The organism is Marinomonas sp. HM11-D (assembly GCF_057626615.1).
In genome coordinates this window covers 73,061-89,936 of sequence record NZ_JBMMKT010000013.1, presented here as the reverse complement: position 1 = coordinate 89,936, position 16,876 = coordinate 73,061, and the positions used below count along the sequence as shown (strand labels likewise).

At 48.3% G+C, this 16,876-nt stretch carries 16 protein-coding genes; 3 read left to right on the top strand and 13 right to left on the bottom strand.

The features are described 5' to 3' along the window. Positions 1-22 precede the first annotated feature (22 nt). The 13 genes from ACOSVP_RS15335 to astE all read right to left on the bottom strand — a co-directional run bounded on the left by ACOSVP_RS15335 (position 23) and on the right by astE (position 14,087). Positions 23-583 (bottom strand): PqiC family protein, encoded by a 561-nt coding sequence (locus tag ACOSVP_RS15335; protein WP_487348367.1) that lies wholly within the window; start codon positions 581-583, stop codon positions 23-25. Then, positions 580-2,241 (bottom strand): intermembrane transport protein PqiB, encoded by a 1,662-nt coding sequence (gene pqiB, locus ACOSVP_RS15330; protein WP_487348366.1) that lies wholly within the window; start codon positions 2,239-2,241, stop codon positions 580-582. Before pqiB ends, ACOSVP_RS15335 begins: the two co-directional genes overlap by 4 nt. Next, positions 2,234-3,223, bottom strand: a complete 990-nt coding sequence (locus tag ACOSVP_RS15325) for a paraquat-inducible protein A (protein ID WP_487348365.1) — start codon at positions 3,221-3,223, stop codon at positions 2,234-2,236. The genes pqiB and ACOSVP_RS15325 overlap by 8 nt, the downstream gene beginning before the upstream one ends. A gap of 271 nt (positions 3,224-3,494) precedes the next feature. Beyond that, complete coding sequence (locus tag ACOSVP_RS15320; RefSeq protein WP_487348364.1) at positions 3,495-4,799, bottom strand: conjugal transfer protein TraF; 1,305 nt, start codon at positions 4,797-4,799, stop codon at positions 3,495-3,497. 185 nt (positions 4,800-4,984) lie between these two features. Continuing rightward, positions 4,985-6,874 (bottom strand): type II secretion system secretin GspD, encoded by a 1,890-nt coding sequence (gene gspD / locus ACOSVP_RS15315; protein WP_487348363.1) that lies wholly within the window; start codon positions 6,872-6,874, stop codon positions 4,985-4,987. Positions 6,875-6,883: 9 nt separating this feature from the next. Then, the gene (locus ACOSVP_RS15310; RefSeq protein ID WP_487348362.1) at positions 6,884-7,711 is read right to left on the bottom strand and encodes a type II secretion system protein N; all 828 of its coding nucleotides are present in this window, start codon (positions 7,709-7,711) and stop codon (positions 6,884-6,886) included. 104 nt (positions 7,712-7,815) lie between these two features. Continuing rightward, complete coding sequence (locus tag ACOSVP_RS15305; protein ID WP_487348361.1) at positions 7,816-8,574, bottom strand: hypothetical protein; 759 nt, start codon at positions 8,572-8,574, stop codon at positions 7,816-7,818. A gap of 11 nt (positions 8,575-8,585) precedes the next feature. Beyond that, positions 8,586-9,359, bottom strand: coding sequence for a 3-deoxy-manno-octulosonate cytidylyltransferase (gene kdsB / locus ACOSVP_RS15300; RefSeq protein ID WP_487348360.1), 774 nt, complete (start codon positions 9,357-9,359; stop codon positions 8,586-8,588). Between the two features lie 3 nt (positions 9,360-9,362). After that, positions 9,363-9,950, bottom strand: a complete 588-nt coding sequence (locus tag ACOSVP_RS15295) for a KdsC family phosphatase (protein ID WP_487348359.1) — start codon at positions 9,948-9,950, stop codon at positions 9,363-9,365. Next, the gene (gene kdsA, locus ACOSVP_RS15290) at positions 9,950-10,807 is read right to left on the bottom strand and encodes a 3-deoxy-8-phosphooctulonate synthase (RefSeq protein ID WP_487348358.1); all 858 of its coding nucleotides are present in this window, start codon (positions 10,805-10,807) and stop codon (positions 9,950-9,952) included. Before kdsA ends, ACOSVP_RS15295 begins: the two co-directional genes overlap by 1 nt. 22 nt (positions 10,808-10,829) lie before the next feature. Continuing rightward, entirely contained in the window at positions 10,830-11,807 is a 978-nt protein-coding gene (locus tag ACOSVP_RS15285; protein WP_487348357.1) for a KpsF/GutQ family sugar-phosphate isomerase, read from the bottom strand. Positions 11,808-11,896: 89 nt separating this feature from the next. Continuing rightward, entirely contained in the window at positions 11,897-12,991 is a 1,095-nt protein-coding gene (gene znuA, locus ACOSVP_RS15280) for a zinc ABC transporter substrate-binding protein ZnuA (RefSeq protein ID WP_487348356.1), read from the bottom strand. 85 nt (positions 12,992-13,076) lie between these two features. After that, the gene (gene astE, locus ACOSVP_RS15275; RefSeq protein WP_487348355.1) at positions 13,077-14,087 is read right to left on the bottom strand and encodes a succinylglutamate desuccinylase; all 1,011 of its coding nucleotides are present in this window, start codon (positions 14,085-14,087) and stop codon (positions 13,077-13,079) included. Positions 14,088-14,293: 206 nt separating this feature from the next. Here astE and ACOSVP_RS15270 point away from each other — a divergent pair, with 206 nt between their 5' ends. The 3 genes from ACOSVP_RS15270 (at position 14,294) to hemE (ending at position 16,856) form a co-directional block, all read left to right on the top strand. Then, positions 14,294-14,827 carry an NUDIX hydrolase gene (locus tag ACOSVP_RS15270; protein ID WP_487348354.1) on the top strand — a complete coding sequence of 178 codons (534 nt, stop codon included), beginning with the start codon at positions 14,294-14,296 and terminating at the stop codon, positions 14,825-14,827. Then, positions 14,817-15,626, top strand: coding sequence for a DUF2927 domain-containing protein (locus ACOSVP_RS15265; RefSeq protein ID WP_487348353.1), 810 nt, complete (start codon positions 14,817-14,819; stop codon positions 15,624-15,626). The genes ACOSVP_RS15270 and ACOSVP_RS15265 overlap by 11 nt, the downstream gene beginning before the upstream one ends. Positions 15,627-15,752: 126 nt before the next feature. Further along, positions 15,753-16,856 (top strand): uroporphyrinogen decarboxylase, encoded by a 1,104-nt coding sequence (gene hemE / locus ACOSVP_RS15260; protein ID WP_487348352.1) that lies wholly within the window; start codon positions 15,753-15,755, stop codon positions 16,854-16,856. The last annotated feature ends 20 nt before the right edge of the window (positions 16,857-16,876 follow it).

Here is a 16,876-nt window from a genome sequence, read left to right as displayed (position 1 = left end):
AACCCCTTATATGAGTCAGACACTAACGCGCACTGCTGTGCTTAGCCGTCGCTTTAGCGGCAATTTCTTGGCCTAACACTCCAAGGATAGAAGTCATCACTGAAACCGCGTATTCATAGCCTGAATTATTTAACGGTTCACGCAGAGCAAAGCGCTCACGCACTAACTTCTCTCCCGCTTGGTTTGCAACCACATAACTACCAGACAGAATCACCGCATCGCGATCCACGATATGGAAGTAATCGATTTTGAGGTCTAGCAACAATGCTGGCTCGTCGCTTAAGTCTTGTGTACTAGCGAGACGGTTGATCAGCACTTTTTCAATCCCAACTTGTAACGGCTCAGCCCACAAATGGTTGGCTGAGAAGAACAGCTCATGGTCAGACACCTGCAGCACTATGTTCGAGCTTTGCAGGTAATCAGACAAGGAAATTGAGCGTACCTCTATCGCGGGATGCAACGTCTTATGGGGGACTAACTGTGCGGGAGTCCCACTTAAGACATAGTATTTTGGCGGCTGTAATGTCTGTGAAGAACAACCCGCTAGCATCACTATGCTGATTAACAGCAATATTACTCTCATCGCCCAGCTCCTCGAGGCTCGATATCCGGTGCCACCTGACTCTTAAAGATCAGACTGTTTGGCGCCGTGTTCATTTTCTGTAGTAGTGGTGTCAGCTCACGCATGGCATTTTGAATTTCAATCATGGTCTGATTGATTGACGACACGCCATTGTCTTCTGTAGCAAACTTCTCCAATACATCATTTAGGCTCGATAAGGTTGCATTCATACCGGCCATATCAAACTCATCCAACTTACCACTAATCGAACTACTGGCTTGGTTAAAGGCATTGGCACTGGTCGATAGATCCTGCAACAGCACGCGCAAATCCTCTGCTACGCCTTGCAGCGGCAATTCATTGATCTTATCTAAGGTGGTACTCAGCTGATCGGTAAACTGTACAATTTCATCCGGCACCGTTGGAATCAAAGGATAACCGGCTAACAAAACGGTTTTATAGTCTTTCGCTTTGTCATCGTGTTTCAAATCGACAAATACTGCGCCAGTTAACAAGCTACCAGTTTTTAGAGACGCCCTTAAGCCATTCTCCACCCACAGCTTGAATTGCTGGCTGATAAATTCTCTACCCGCCTTATCATCGGTTAGATTGGCGCGCCCAGGTTGGATCGAAATCAATACTGGGATTTTATAAGACTCGGCATCGACTTTAAGTTTGTGATCATCCAGCTTGATATTGATGTCTTCCACCTGACCGATTTGCAAACCGCGATACTCTACCGGCGCACCTTCTTTTAAGCCGCGCACCGAGCTTTCAATCAAAATCAAATAGTAGACTTTTTCCACATAGCGATGGGCCATAGCACTTTTGTAGGAAGGGTAAATTTCAAATACCTTATCCTTGTGGAACGGCTGGCTTGGCGGCATGTCTTCCGGTTCATCAAAGGTGATGCCGCCAGCGATTAAAGATTCTAGATTAGGTGTGCTGACACCCACACCGTCAGCCCCCAACTCAAGCTCAATACCACTCGAATTCCAGAATCGAGTATTAGCAGTCACTAACTTGTCGAACGGTGCTTCGATAAAAGCACTGTATTTTGCCAGACGTTTTTCTAAGTCATACTCCACGGTTTCAATACGTCCCACCGCCAAACCACGATAAATGACTTGGTCGCCTACTTTGGCCGTAAAAGATTTTTTGCTGTTTAAAAAGACCCACAAACCAGGAGTACCAATCGGCGTCACAGGCGGATCATTTAACGCAGTAAAATGACGGGCCGTTTGTTCATTAATACCCGGCGCCATATCAATATAGGAACCCGACAGCAGCGTTTGTAGACCTGAGATACCCTCCAAAGAGACCCGTGGCGACACCACCCAAAAACGGGTATCACTGCGTAGCAGTTTCTCGGCTTTTTTGTCCAATACCGCTGTCACTAAGACGCCAGTGGAATCATCGTTCAGCTCAATAGACTCAACTCGGCCAATGACTACATCACGGATTTTGATTTGCGTTTTACCCGCTTCTAATCCAGACGCCGTTTGAAATTCAATTTCTACCTCAATGCCCTTATCGTTTAATTCTTGCAAAATAAACCAAGCACTCAATAACAAAGTGATAATAGGAATGAGCCAAATCTTAGAAATTCGATTGTTTGACTTTATGGTCGCAGGCACAGAGCCGGTTGTTTTACGATGTTGCACAGAAGGTTCACTCATGTTTATTGCTCACTTCCCAAATCATTCTGCTGTCAAATGACATGGCTGCTAACATGGTCAGCACCACCACAGCGCAAAATGCAATCACAGCAGAGCCAGGGTAGACACTCATAGTGCTTCCAAGTTGCACTAACCCAGCTAATATGGCGACGACAAACACATCAATCATCGACCAGCGCCCCATCAATTCAGTCACCCGATATAAGACATAACGCTGTTTGATACTCACGCTACTGTTCGTCTGCACAGAATAATTCAAATAGCCAATGGCAAACATCTTAAACATAGGCACCAAGATACTGGCAATAAAAATGATCGCCGCGATCATATAAGAGCCATGATGCCATAACGTAATCACCCCGCCTACAATGGTCGAAGGCGAATCCACACCTAAAAAGCGAGTGGTCATGATCGGTAAAAAGTTCGCCGGTAAATACAAAATAATAGAGGTAAACAAAAGTGCCCAAGTCCATTGCACTCGATTTTCTGTTTTAAGCTTAGCACTTTCAGACTTCGACTCCTTCATCAGAGCTAACTCTACTTGAAAACGATCTAGGTGCAATAAGGTCAAAATATACAGCGCCATGAAACCAACATAAAAATAGAAACTCGGTCCAAAGGTGACTTGTGCCATGGAGGTCACCTTAACCATACTGACGATCACCCCCACCATAAACACTTCCGGCATACACCAGATAATAAAGTTAAAGCAGAGAGCGATTTGCGCCTTAGTCGCTCGCAAGCCAAAGCCAAATTTGATCGATAGCATCCAAGCGCAGAGCAACAGTAAAACGCAGGCGGGCAAGAGGATGCAGACAAACAATATGACCCCAGCCAGCCCTAAATAATTCTGCTCGATCAGCGTTTCTACTTCAGAGATTAACGTAATAGAGGTTTCTAAACCGTTGCTGGAAAAGGATAAAAAGTTGAACGAAATCGACAGCAGCAACAAGACAAAGGCGGACACACCTAGTGCCAGCACTCTATCAACCCAATTCTGCTTTAACGACGTCAGCTTGTGACCACAGCGGGGACAGTATGCGGTTTGATTGGGTTCTAGATGCGGAACATGGGTGTGAAGCCCGCACCCCTTGCAGGAAATCAGTCTGTTTTCATTAGGGCCTTGCGCCCCAACCCTTTGCTTATTCATCCAACTCACTACAACCGATTGTAGGCGATCGCCCATAAAAAAACGCACTATAGTTATAGCGCGTTTTTAAAGAGTCGGACAGTGGAAAACTCAGGGAGTCTTATTAGAATGCACTTTCAATGCTAGCGCTGAAGTACAAACTACGTGGCTGTTCATCACCATCGATTTCTACGCTTTCTAGGCCGTAAGCCAAGTCCAGATTTAAGCGTTTAAACAAGGTCGCCCCCACCATGGCGTAGCTCAGTTCAGAACCTGCCATGTTCTTTTTGTAGCCTAGACGAAGCGCAGGAATAAAGGAACTGCTGCTGTAGTACGCCGTAGAAACCGTCGCCCACTGGTAGTCATCACCCACCAAGTCCGCAACTTCGTTTAGCTCGTAGCTTGCCGCTAGGGACAGTTGACGATCAAATACGAATGTTGACGCTTCCACCGTGAATTGACGCTCCATGGTGTATTCTTCGTTTAGCTCAATTTCGCCTTTTTGAGCGAATTCAAGCGCCGCATTACAGCTTGGCTGGTTAATTGGCGTCACCGTCGCACAGTTGCTTGGCAGCTTGCCGTATTCAAAACTTGGTTCATTCAGGTTGGTCGCTTGAAAGCCCAATTGGTAATGCTCAGCCGCCCAAATAGCGCCCAGATCTAGACCAAAGTCCGTGGTTGTTTCTTGTTGATCCGAGAACGCATCCGAAAACGCATCCGACGTATCATCATCAGACGACTCTAAATGCTGTAGCGCCTTGCCCAGTGTCACACTGTGGGCATTCAGCTTAGTACCTAATACCAGAGTTCCCGCATCACTGCTGTAAACATCGGTTGAGTAACCTAAACCAAAGGTCACCGCCGCACCGGCTTTGGCATACAAAGAAGAGTTAGTGTCTAGACGGTAATCACCATTCGTCTCTTGTACGATGTCGATTTCATCATCTAAGAAATGGCCTTTTGCCACCGCTGAAACCGATAGATCCAGCATAAAAGCACTGCCACTGTCGGTTTTGTAGATAATTGGGAACACAGGTACTGGCGCCCCCACCATCACTTTAAGGTTGGCGTCTTCACCCATTTGCGCTAGCAAATCATTGGCACGAGATTGGATATTTAATGCTTGGCCGATGGTCGTCACTTCTTGATCTAATAGATCGTCTAACTCATCGATTTTGTCTTCTAGAGAGTCGACTTCGCCCACTTCGTAGCCAACGCCAATAGGGCCAAGAATACCAGTACGGAAGTTGTCGCCTTCTTCACTGTTGACCATAAAGTAAGCAGCGGCAGGGTTCCCCATGGCCGTCATCAATGACGCTGGATTGGCACTAGAGCCTAGAGTAAAACTTGAACCAAATGGCTGAGAGACAGGTGCTGCGACCGCTGCACCACACGCTAAGCTTCCTGCAATAATAAGCGCTTTTTGCATTACTAACCTCAATTTTGAAAAGTAAAATGGGGAAGCAACACACGAATCTTGCTGCCACTTCCCTGTGACACCGAAAAATACCGGCGCAGTTTACACTAACCTTACAAAACAAACATTAGGAAGATACAAAATCTTACACATAATCCCAAGACCACATATAAGTTATTACTTATTAAAATTACCCATTATTTCGCAGGGGCGGCATAAGGACGATCAAAGCGCCCTTCTAATGTTTCGGGACGCTGTAGGCTAAAAGCTTGAGAGATTTCAATGCTTCTAAAGCCGCTAAACTTATCATTGGTAACCGCTTCAACGTCCTGCTGCGAACGCAAAATCGTAGGACGAATAAACACCAGTAGGTTACGTTTTTGGTTTTCTTGTGAGGTACTGCGGAACAGGGCGCCGATCACTGGAATATCACCGAGTAAGGGCACTTTTTGCTGTACTTCCACCACGTTATCTTCGATCAAGCCGCCCAAAACGATGGTGCGACGATTGCCAGCAATAACCGTGGTAGAGATCTCGCGCTTAGTGGTAATAGTGCCCAACGAGCTTGGCTCAGAAGACGCCGCCTCTACCACCTGCAACACTTCCATACGCACTTCATCGCCAGCATTGATATGGGGCGTCACTTCAAGGGTTAAGCCAATGTCTTCTCGCGTGGTGGTGACAAAGGCATTACTGCTGCTGTCTGCATAACCACCGGTTTGAAACGGACGTGTCTCACCCACAAGAATCTTCGAGGTTTGATTATCCAAGGTCATAATCTTGGGCGTCGATAACAGGTTAGCGTTAGAGTTGCTTTCAATCGCCTGCAAGATCCCCGCAAGATTCAGATCGCCATTGCTGTTAAATCGAATCCCTGCGGCGGTTAAGCCATTACTTAAGCTTGGACGTCCCGTTGCTATCCCCGTGGCAATCTCGGTAATACTGCTGCCCGCCGCGGTAAAGTTAGTGCCCATGGCTGGTACGGTAGCGTCTGAGGTGTCACCAAACAGCCACTGAAAACCAAAGGCTTCCGCGTCGTCCATATTCACTTCGGCAATGATGGCTTCAACCAAGACTTGCGCTCGAGGCACATCGAGCTCTTTTAGTACCGATTGAATGTCGACCAATACACTCGGATCTGCGCGTACCACCAAGGCATTTAAGTCCTCGTCCGCCTTCACCAAGGTAGCATTAGCCGCACTACTTTCCGCTGTGGTCGCACTGTTGAGCAAACCACCAATTAACTCAGCGGTTTTAGGGGCATCCGCATAACGTAGCGGCAACACCGACAAGCGGCTGGCAACCTTGGTAGGAGAATCCAGTTGCTTAATTAAGGCAGCCACTTTTTGAACGTCTTCTAACTTACCTTTAATGACCATACGATTGGTTCGATCGTCCGCAATTACCTTGGTCGTCATCACCACAGGGGCATTAGCCGTACCGCTGGCGGTTGCACTGGCTCCAGTTAACTCGGTAATCAGACCTAATACATCGTTGGCCCAAGCGTGCTCAAGAGGTACCACACGCACCACGCCTTCGCTAGAGCTGTCTAGACGTGCAATCAAGGATTCCAGTTCACGAATATTGTCCGCATGATCGCTGATGATCAGTGCATTAACGCTGTCCACGGCTGCAAGATGACCATATTGAGGGATTAGGGGACGCAGGATCGGCACCAGCTCAGACGCCGTTGCCTGCTTCACCGGAATCATGCGCGTCACTAATAATCCGCCCGCAGCGATGCCTTGACTATCAAAGTCGACACCACTTTGTTTCGCCACGTTTTGCGGCACGACTTTAATCCCATCAGGCGTTTCTAACGCAGCATAGCCATGCACGGTCAGCACTGACAGCAGCAAACGGTAAACGGCGTCTTCATTGAGCTCTTCATTGGAAATAACGCTGACCTTGCCCTTCACTCTTGGGTCAACGATAAAACTCTTGCCGGTCATCTGAGCCACTTGCTGAATAAAAACACCGATGTCTGCCTGCTGCAAATTCACTTGCCAAGTTTGCGCCATGCTTGGCGTGGCGGTTAACGCCAGCACACATAAACCGCTCATCATGAATTTGCGCAACGACAACATGGGGCATCCTTACTTAATGGAAAAGTTAATGATGAGGCGCTGTCCGCCTCGTTCAATTTCAGCGCGAATCACATCCGCTTGCTGCAACTGGGCTTGCAGTGTGGCATCCCCTTGCAGCGAATTCAGGTCAATCCCGTTTAAGGACACCAGCTGATCACCTGGCTGTAAGCCAAATTGAGTCAGACGACTGTCGGGAGTCAAACGGTAACTTGTGCCGGTTTGCTCAACACCCACCTCTTGAAGCAGCTGCTGCGGATTTTGACGAAAGGCGGTAGCGAATTCTGCGACGGTTTGCGGAGATCGGCTCGCTAAAGAAGGCTGTCGCACTGCAATAGTCGGTTCAATGGTTTTTGGGGCAGATACTGCTATGGGAATAAATAAAGCGTTATTAGCCGCGCCAGCGGTCTCACTAAAAAACAGGGTCTCCCTCTGCGCACCACGCTCTAACACCACATGATCGGCAAACACGGCTTTTAGAGTGACGCCCGGCGCTGGGCTTTGACCTACTTGGTAGGTGGCTTCCACTTGATTAGCAGAGCGGATCACCGCCATGCCTTGCTCAGGATCGGCACTGGGCAGCACCCCAAGTAAATGAATTTGCAAGGTCGTCGGTTGCAGTGACTGCGCCTCAAGCGGCGCCACACCAAACAAATCCGCACTCGGTGTCGGGATGGCAACAATGCTGGAGTTCGGAGTCGGAAGGACAAAAGGCGTTAATATCGGCGAAGGAGGAAACCACCAGCGGGCAACACTGTTGCCAACGGCGACGGCGAGCACAGTTACTGCTCCAAAAATGGTCAGCCATAACGCAACTTTTTCAGCAGCTTTCCAATGCACAAATGCAACCTAATCAACGGATATCAAGAATCTGAACGGCTATCTTCATCAAAGCGACAATATATTGCAAGAAGATCGCATTGATTTAAGGAAACAAGCCAGGTTTAAGGCCACATCTCCGCTAATGGCTGAATCAAGACAAAAGCCGGATATTCTTTTTTCCCAGGCCAACGAAGCCCCATGGTTTGAATCAATTCTGGCATGACGGTGAGCTCGACTTCCCAATGGGGTAACAGCTTTACCTCAAACAGAGGGCTACCTTGCTGGGATTGCAGCGCCAAAATTGGCTGCTTGGGATGAACATCCTCGGCCAAGTAACCTTGAAGTTGCCAGTCAACGATATGCGCTTGTGTCGTCAACCTTTCAAACTGATAACGAATGCGTCCGACTGGCCAATGCGCATTGCCACGAAACGCTTCAAATTGCTCTTGTTGAACATCATAGACACTAAACCAACGACTGACCGTCACGGCCTCGCCACTCACCTGCACGCCTTGAGGCACGAGCACGGGATTCAGTAAATCAGCATCGACACGCAGTCCCTCAATCCATAATGAGACCCGATTGAAAGAAGGTTGCACCTGACCGTAACCCATCAATTGTGGATGATTGAGATGCCAATCAAGGGGTTCAAATAAGGAGTGCATGGACCATGTAAGTTGTAACGGCTCAGGTAATGCCGCTACGGAAAGTTGTGCTTGTCCGGACCACCAATGCCCCGACACCCGCGTTAGCTCGACACCTTGCGGCATCAAACCACGTAGTTGCGCAGTCCAGTAATGCAGGGGCACATAGGCCCCCACAATGCATGAGACAATCAGGACAAACCAAATAGCGAGTGCCGTGTAAGCCTTGCTGCCCATCGCGAATCGCCCTATTGCGCCATCAACTTTTTGGTTAAGGCTTCTAGGTCTTCAGGCGTATCAACACCGTGCGGCGGTAGCTCTTTGGTCAGCGCCACTTGCACCTTGATACCTTGATGAAGGAAACGCAGTTGCTCCAGTTTCTCCCACTTTTCCAGTGGCGACATCGGCATTTGTGCGTAGCGACCTAATAGAGACACGCGGTACACGTATAAACCAACGTGGCGCAGGGCAGGATAATCTTCAGCAATTTGCTTCGGCGATTGGGCAAAGCCATCACGATCCCACGGCATGCTGGCACGGCTAAAGTACAAAGCACGACCTTTAGCATCACACACCACTTTCACCACGCTTGGGTTAAAGATGTCTTCTTCGCGATGAATCGGACAGGCGACCGTGGCCATTTCCGATTCTTTATCATCCGCTAACGCTTGTACCGCATTGTGAATCAAACCAATCGGCAACAAAGGCTCATCGCCCTGTACGTTGACGACAATCTCATCCCCAGACCAACCTTTGATACTGGCCACTTCCGCTAGACGCTCAGTACCATTTTCATGGTCGGTACGGGTCATGACTACATCGGCACCAAAAGCTTCTGCAGTCTTAAAAATGTCTTCGTGATCAGTGGCGATGGTGACCGATTCGGCGCCCGCTTTAAGGGCCAGTTCATAGACCCATTGCACGACCGGCTTACCAGCAAGATTGGCCAGCATTTTCTGCGGAAAACGCTGGGAAGCAAAACGCGCAGGAATCACAATATGGAACGCAGGTAAACTACTCATAGACTAACCTTTCTTCTCAAATTCAGGACGTTTAGCAAGCTCATAGGCGCTTTCTAATGACATACGTGTGGCCAATACAAGATCCGCCACTTCACGAGCCACGCCTTGTCCCGCTGAGCGCTTCAAGGTGATATCGCAGTGACGTAGCAGGAGAGTATGGGCATCCGCTGGACACAGTGAAATACCGACTTTCGGCATCACTTGTAAGTCAATCACGTCATCGCCCACATAGGCCACTTGCTCAGGCTCTAGGGTCAGCGTTTGCATCAACTCATCAAACGCGGCCGCTTTATTATGGCAACCGTAATAGACGTGTTTGACGCCAAGATCGTCCATGCGCTTGCGCAAAGGTGCGGAATCTTTCGCGGTAATCACGGCTACTTCTACGCCCCACTTAGGCAACAACTTCAGTGCGACACCGTCTTTGACGTTGAAGCGCTTTACCGCTTCGCCGTCCGCACCGTAGTACAGGCCGCCGTCGGTCAGCACACCGTCCACATCAAAAATCACCAGCTTCAAAAACGGCAACTTCTTCATCAGAAGGTTACCGTTCACCAGCTCTTGGTAATGTTCTAAGAAAGCAACGTCCATTAGGCGCTCGTATCCAGAGTATCGAAGGTTTTCACCAGCTCATCCAGCTGCTTAATTTGTTTTAGGAATGGCTCCAGCTTGTCTAGTGGCAAGGCACATGGACCATCACATTTGGCATTGTTTGGATCAGGGTGAGTTTCCAAGAACATACTAGACAAACCTAGGGACATACCCGCGCGCGCCAGTTCCGTTACCTGCGCACGACGACCATCCGCTGAGTCAGAACGACCACCTGGGCGCTGTAATGAGTGAGTTACATCAAACATCACAGGGTAGTCAAATTTCTTCATTTCACCGAAGCCAAGCATGTCGACCACTAGGTTGTTGTAACCAAACATGGTGCCACGCTCACACAACATTAGGTTGCTGTTACCGGCTTCTTCACACTTAGTCAGAATGTGCTTCATTTCATGTGGCGCTAGGAACTGGGCTTTTTTAATGTTGATCACAGCGCCAGTTTTCGCCATTTCCACCACAAGGTCGGTTTGACGCGACAAAAACGCTGGCAACTGAATCACATCGGCCACTTCTGCTACTGGCGCACATTGATCATTCTCATGCACATCCGTGATCACAGGAATGTTAAAGGTGTCTTTGATTTCTTGAAGAATTTTTAGACCGCCGTCTAAACCTGGGCCACGGAAAGAATTGATCGAAGAACGGTTGGCTTTATCAAACGAACCTTTGAAAACATAAGGGATGCCCAGTTTCTCAGTAATCTTCACGTGTTCTTCAGCGACCTTCATCGCTAGATCACGGGATTCCAATACGTTCACACCACTGAACAAGACAAACGGTAGGTGGTTGGCCACCTCAATAGAATTACCAATACGGATGATTTTGCTGGTTTCTGACATAGTCGTGTCTGTCCTATCAATCTTAACGGTCGTAAATTTCGAGCAGGCCGACTACGTTTTTGTCGTCGTCTACCGCTACGAGTAAAGTAATTTTGTCGCGCAGCATGCGTTCTTCTGCTTCGACAATCATAGTATCTTGAGAAATGGTTTTCGGGTTGGCGGTCATCAGTTCAGCCATGGTTTTACTGAGCATACCGGCGGCATCTTTGAGCATGGCACGGCGCAAGTCACCGTCGGTAAAAATGCCTGCTAAGCGTTCACCGTCTTTGATCAGTACCACCCCGCGACGACCTTGGGTCATCACCGCGATCGCCTCTTGTAACGAAGTTTCTGGTGAACAGAACGGCAAGTTGTCTTTGTGCATTAAGTCGCGCACACGGGTTAGCAACTTGCGGCCTAGGCTGCCACCAGGGTGAAAGCGGGCAAAATCTTGTGGTTGAAAATCACGGCACTGCATTAACGCAACGGCCAAGGCATCGCCCATGGCAATAGTCATGGTGGTCGAGGTCGTCGGTGCCAAGTTGTTGGGGCAGACTTCTCGATCAATGGCGATGTCCAGCACACAGTCACAATGCTGAGCTAGGGTTGAACTTGGGTTGCCGACAATGGCGATCGACTGATTACCAAAGCTTTGCAGTGATGGCAGCAAGCGAATCACTTCTTCCGTTTCACCGGAGTAGCTAATCAAAATCAGCAAGTCATCCCTGTGAATCATACCCAAGTCGCCATGGAAGGCTTCACCTGGGTGAAGAAAGAAAGACGGTGTACCAGTGGAAGCTAAGGTCGCGGCAATTTTCTTACCGACAATGCCTGATTTGCCCATGCCACAGATAATGACACGGCCTTGGCAGTTCAACATCAGGGTCACAGCTTGGGAGAATTGCGTATCAACTCGATCCGCCAAGCCCATCAGAGCTTGTGCTTGAGTCTTTAGAGTGGTTTTAGCGCTGGTGATCAGTGTTTGTGAATCACAAGACAACGTAGACAGGTTTTCGCTCATGGGCCAACTCGAATTCGTAAATAGTGGCGCCATTATACAGAGGCAAAAGCAGAACGCCTACCTAAGCAAGGTAGGCGCTCCATTTTGTTTTACTTAAGACAAGTCGCGTACTGACCTGCAAGCGCCTCAAGGAAGGCTGGGTAGCTATCATTGGACAATTTTAGCGAGACACCCAGTGGATCCAATACCGCGGTTTTCACCTCAGTGCCTTCGATCAGCGTGTCGACAATCGCAGGGCTAAATTGCGGTTCGCTAAAGACACACGCCACATTATGCTCTTCGATTTCAGAACGAATGTTAGCCACGGTTTTCGCACCCGGCTTACGTTCTGGGCTTAGAGTGATAGCACCCTTGTTGTTTAGCTTGTAATGGTTTTCAAAGTAACCATAGGCTTCGTGGAAGACGAAGTAAGGCACTTCTTTTACTGGCTCAAGCTCTGCTTGAACGTTCTTATCCGCCGCCTCTAATAGACGTACAAAAGTGTTGTAGTTATCAGCAAAGGCTTGCTTGTGGGCGGGATCTAGCGCGCTTAGTTTTTCCATCACTTCATGGGCCAACACCTTCGCATTGACAGGGTCTAACCAAACATGGGGATCCGTGCCTGAGTGATGGTGGCCTTCATGCCCCTGTTCATCATGTCCTTCATGGTCCACATGTTCTTCATGATCATGACCCTCGTGATCCTCATGCTCATCATGGCGTTTCTCATGATCGTGATCTTCGTGGTCTGCATGTTCGTCGTGATGTTCATCGTGGTCATGGCCTTCATGCTCGCCATGTTCTTCATGGTGCTCATCGTGATCGTGACCTTTATGATCCGCCTCTTCGTCGTGATGGTGCTGATCCGCGGTTTCACTGAATTGACGCAAGTAAGTGCCACTCAACGCCATCCACTCGATGTCTTTTTTAGCCGATAGATTGGCCAGTGGCTTTTCAAGGAAGGTTTCAAGATTCTCGCCAACCCATACAACAAGATCCGCCTGATCCAGCTTACGTAAGTCAGAAGGACGCATAGCAAAGTCATGAGGCGAGGCTTGGTTATTTACTAATTGTTCGATCTCAACCTGATCACCACCGATGGCAGCAACCACCATGGATACAGGTTTAATCGAGGTCACAACGTGAGTTTGTGCAAAAGCAGAAACAGACAATAAAAGAGAGGCAGGTAATGCGTACTTCAACATGAGAAAGAATCCAATCAACCAAAGATGTTATAACATAACAATAACAACTTCAGCGGGGCTTCTCAATCCCCCATGTCGCAAACTCTCAAATTGTCTTAAATGTTTGCCAATTCTTAGGCCGCACCACCAAGCCTGAACGCTGCCCCAATGGCAACTTGGTATTGGGGAAGACTAGTGCATCACCAGTTTGCTTCACTAGGTATCGACTTTCACTGGAGCTCGCTAACTCAAAGCCTTCTTCAAACGCGGTAAAGTTCTTTTCGTTCGCGCTGATATGTAAGCGGTAATCCTCAGCGTCTTTGGTCAAGACATCAATCACTTCAAATAAGCGCACCTTTTCTGCGTCGCCTTGGGCTAAGACACCTTCCACTAACAAGGTCTTTAGCACCCCATTGAGAGCCTCTAACTTACTTAAGTCATTCTCACCAAAGGGTTTCACCTGCCCTAACTCAACCGTGGCCGCTTGTGCGCCGTGCTTAGCATAGGAGTGATAGGAAAACGTAGTGGTTGGTTGATGAGACAATAAAACCGCTTCTAGACCGATCGCATCGTAAAAGCCAAACTGAGCTTGCTGATATGCCTTAGCATCCACAAAGGGATGCACGGCAAACTTCTCGTATTGGGAACCACGAATCGCCGTATGCAAATCATAATGTAACTTGTCGCCCTGCTGATGTGGCTCAAAAAAGCGTGCAACGGCCGCCTCAAGTTCCTCAGCGCGCGCCACTTCCATGCCCTGATAACGTTGCCACGCACCACAGAACAGACGGTTTAAATTTACATCGCAAAATCGCTCACCGGCAATCATGGCATGGGGGTGACCCAGGATCACCAATAGACGCACAGATATGTTCAGTTCCCCCGTTAACAGCTGTCTTACTACACCATTAAGCAGTTCAATCGGTGCCGTTTCATTACCATGAATGCCGGCCGACAAGACCACACTCTGAGTCGCAGGTTGATTTGGCTCGATACGTAGTATGCCAACTCCTTCTAGATACGCGGTCGCATCAGGCAAGGTCAACTGCATTGGCTTCACCCTATCTGGATGCTCTAAGGTAAAGCGCAAAAAATCATGGTTTGGGATCGACGACATACTTCACTCCAATGAAATCTATAACGGGCGCCATAGTAGCCTAAAGCTTGGCATGAGAAATCACATCACTGATTGAGTTCTATTCACGACTTAAGTATGTGTCGCATTTTCGAAAATTGTCTAATCTCACGCTTAAGGCCATTAACCCTTTGCAATCTAAGGCGAAATCGTTACCCTTCTGGTTTTGCTCAAAATAAGTACACGTTATGTCTGACACTGATGAAATCATTACTCTCGTTGATCGCAGCAACCAAGTGATTGGCGACATACCACGCCGTTTAATGAACTTTCAAGACGACATTCACCGTGTCACCTTTATCCTAGTCTTTACCGGACCGGATACGCTGTTATTGCAAAAGCGCACACAAACCAAAGCCTTCTGCCCAGGCTACTACGGTATCACCACCGGCGGCGTAGTGGCTAAAGGTGAAAGCTACGACCTGTGTGCACAGCGTGAACTGGAAGAGGAACTTGGCTTAATTTTGCCCTTGAATATCGAAGGCATGTTCTTTACCGAAGGCGAAGGCTTCAGAATCTGGGGTAAAGTCTATACTTGTCACTATGATGCAGCGCAGCATGGGCCAATGACATTACAAGCCAAAGAAGTCGCAGAAGTCCGTGAGATGACGGTACAAGAGATTTTAGACAATCCTGATCAGTTACCATTTACACCGGACACCTACGACGCCCTACTGCACTATGTGAATAACCAATTGAAGGTCTATGACAATGTGCCATAAGCGCTTTTCTATTAAGCTGACTGCCCTCGCGCTATTTTTTTTCAGTTGCCTGAGCAGCAGTGTTTATGCGCAAGGTTATGCCCATTGGCAACAGCAAAACTTCATTCACGACAGTTTTCTCACCATCGCTCTGCAACGGGAATACAATCAGTCATCAACACCGCGCTTGGTGCGCTGGGAAAGCCCGATCTTTGTTTACGTAGAAAGTGAAGCGGGAGATGCCAGTCTACAAAAGCAACTGCTGCGCATTCATGCTCGACATTTAACCCGTATTACCGGCGTTCCTATCAACTTCACTGACCATTTAAATGAAGCCAATATTATTGCCTCCTTTACCGAGTTAGACCGAGTCGAAGAAAAGGTCGCGCGCTACATCGGTGACCCTGAAACCATCCGTGTGGCCCTCGATGAAGCCATTTGTTTAGGCAACTTTGGCGTCAATAGCCAAGGGGAAATTCAACGGGGTGTAATCATCATTCCGGTAAATTACGCACGCCAAAACGCCCGTTTCCTTGACTGTATCATCGAAGAGATCACCCAGTTATTAGGTTTGCCCAATGACTCGGAAACTGTCTACCCTTCTATCTTCAACGATGTCAGCCCTGATATTTATCTATCGCCGCTAGACTACATCTTACTTAAGATCCTTTACTCACCGCGCCTAAAAGCCGGTATGACTGCTGCAGAGGTCGATCGACTGTTACCAACAGTGATTAATGACCTGTATTATTTAGGCATCATTGACGATGCAGCAAGACAGGTACAGATAGGCAGCCTCAAAAGTCATATAGGGGATTAGCGCCCTTTTCTTCTTGTTTTAATGCCATTTTCTTAACCAGAGTCATAAATTCTGGTTATTGCATCTTTTTTTTTGTTCAAGTTAGGTAAAATGCCGAAAAACTTGAAAACTCATCGGAGAAATTGAATGTTTCCAGAACTCAAGAACGACCGCTTTCTGCGCGCGTTGCTAAAACAGCCTGTTGATGCGACACCTGTATGGATGATGCGCCAAGCAGGTCGCTACCTACCAGAGTACCGCCAAAGCCGTGCCACTGCAGGGGACTTTTTGAGCCTATGTAAAAACGATGCGTTTGCCTGTGAAGTGACGCTGCAACCGTTAGAGCGCTACGATCTCGATGCGGCCATCCTGTTCTCAGACATTCTGACTGTGCCAGATGCTATGGGTCTTGGTTTGTATTTTGAAACCGGCGAAGGTCCAAAATTTAAGCATGTGATTCGCACCGAAGCAGACGTCGAAGCGCTACCCATCGCCAAAGTCTCTGACCTTGATTACGTCATGAAAGCTGTGACCACCATTCGTCATGCGCTAAACGGTCGTGTGCCACTGATTGGTTTCTCGGGTAGCCCATGGACCTTGGCGACTTACATGGTCGAAGGTGGTTCTAGCAAAGACTTCCGCCACATTAAAGGCATGATGTACTCACAGCCAGAAGTGCTACACGCATTACTGAATAAGCTGGCGATTTCGGTGACCGATTACCTAAACGGCCAAATCAAAGCCGGCGCTCAAGCGGTACAGATCTTTGATACTTGGGGCGGCGTACTAAGCGGTCCTATGTACCAACAGTTCTCCTTGATGTACATGCGCCAAATTATGGACGGCCTGATCCGTGAACACGAAGGTCGCAAAATTCCTGTGATCATGTTTACTAAGAACGGTGGTCAATGGCTAGAAAATATGGCGGCAACAGGCCCTGACGCTTTGGGTCTAGATTGGACCACAGATATGGCTGAGGCACGCGCTCGTGTCGGTGACAAAGTCGCCCTACAAGGTAACCTTGATCCTTGCGTACTGTACGCAGGCAAAGAGGTGATTGAACGTGAAGTGGCCGCAGTCTTGGAAGGCTTTGGTAAAGGCTCAGGTCACGTGTTTAACCTTGGCCATGGTATTCACCAGTTCGTGGATCCAGAACGTCCAAAATACCTGATTGACGCGGTACATGAGTTAAGCCGTCCGTACCACGAAACACAATACGAAGACTTAGACGCTCTAAACGACGCTGAGTAATCGCCTTGTGTACCTGCCTT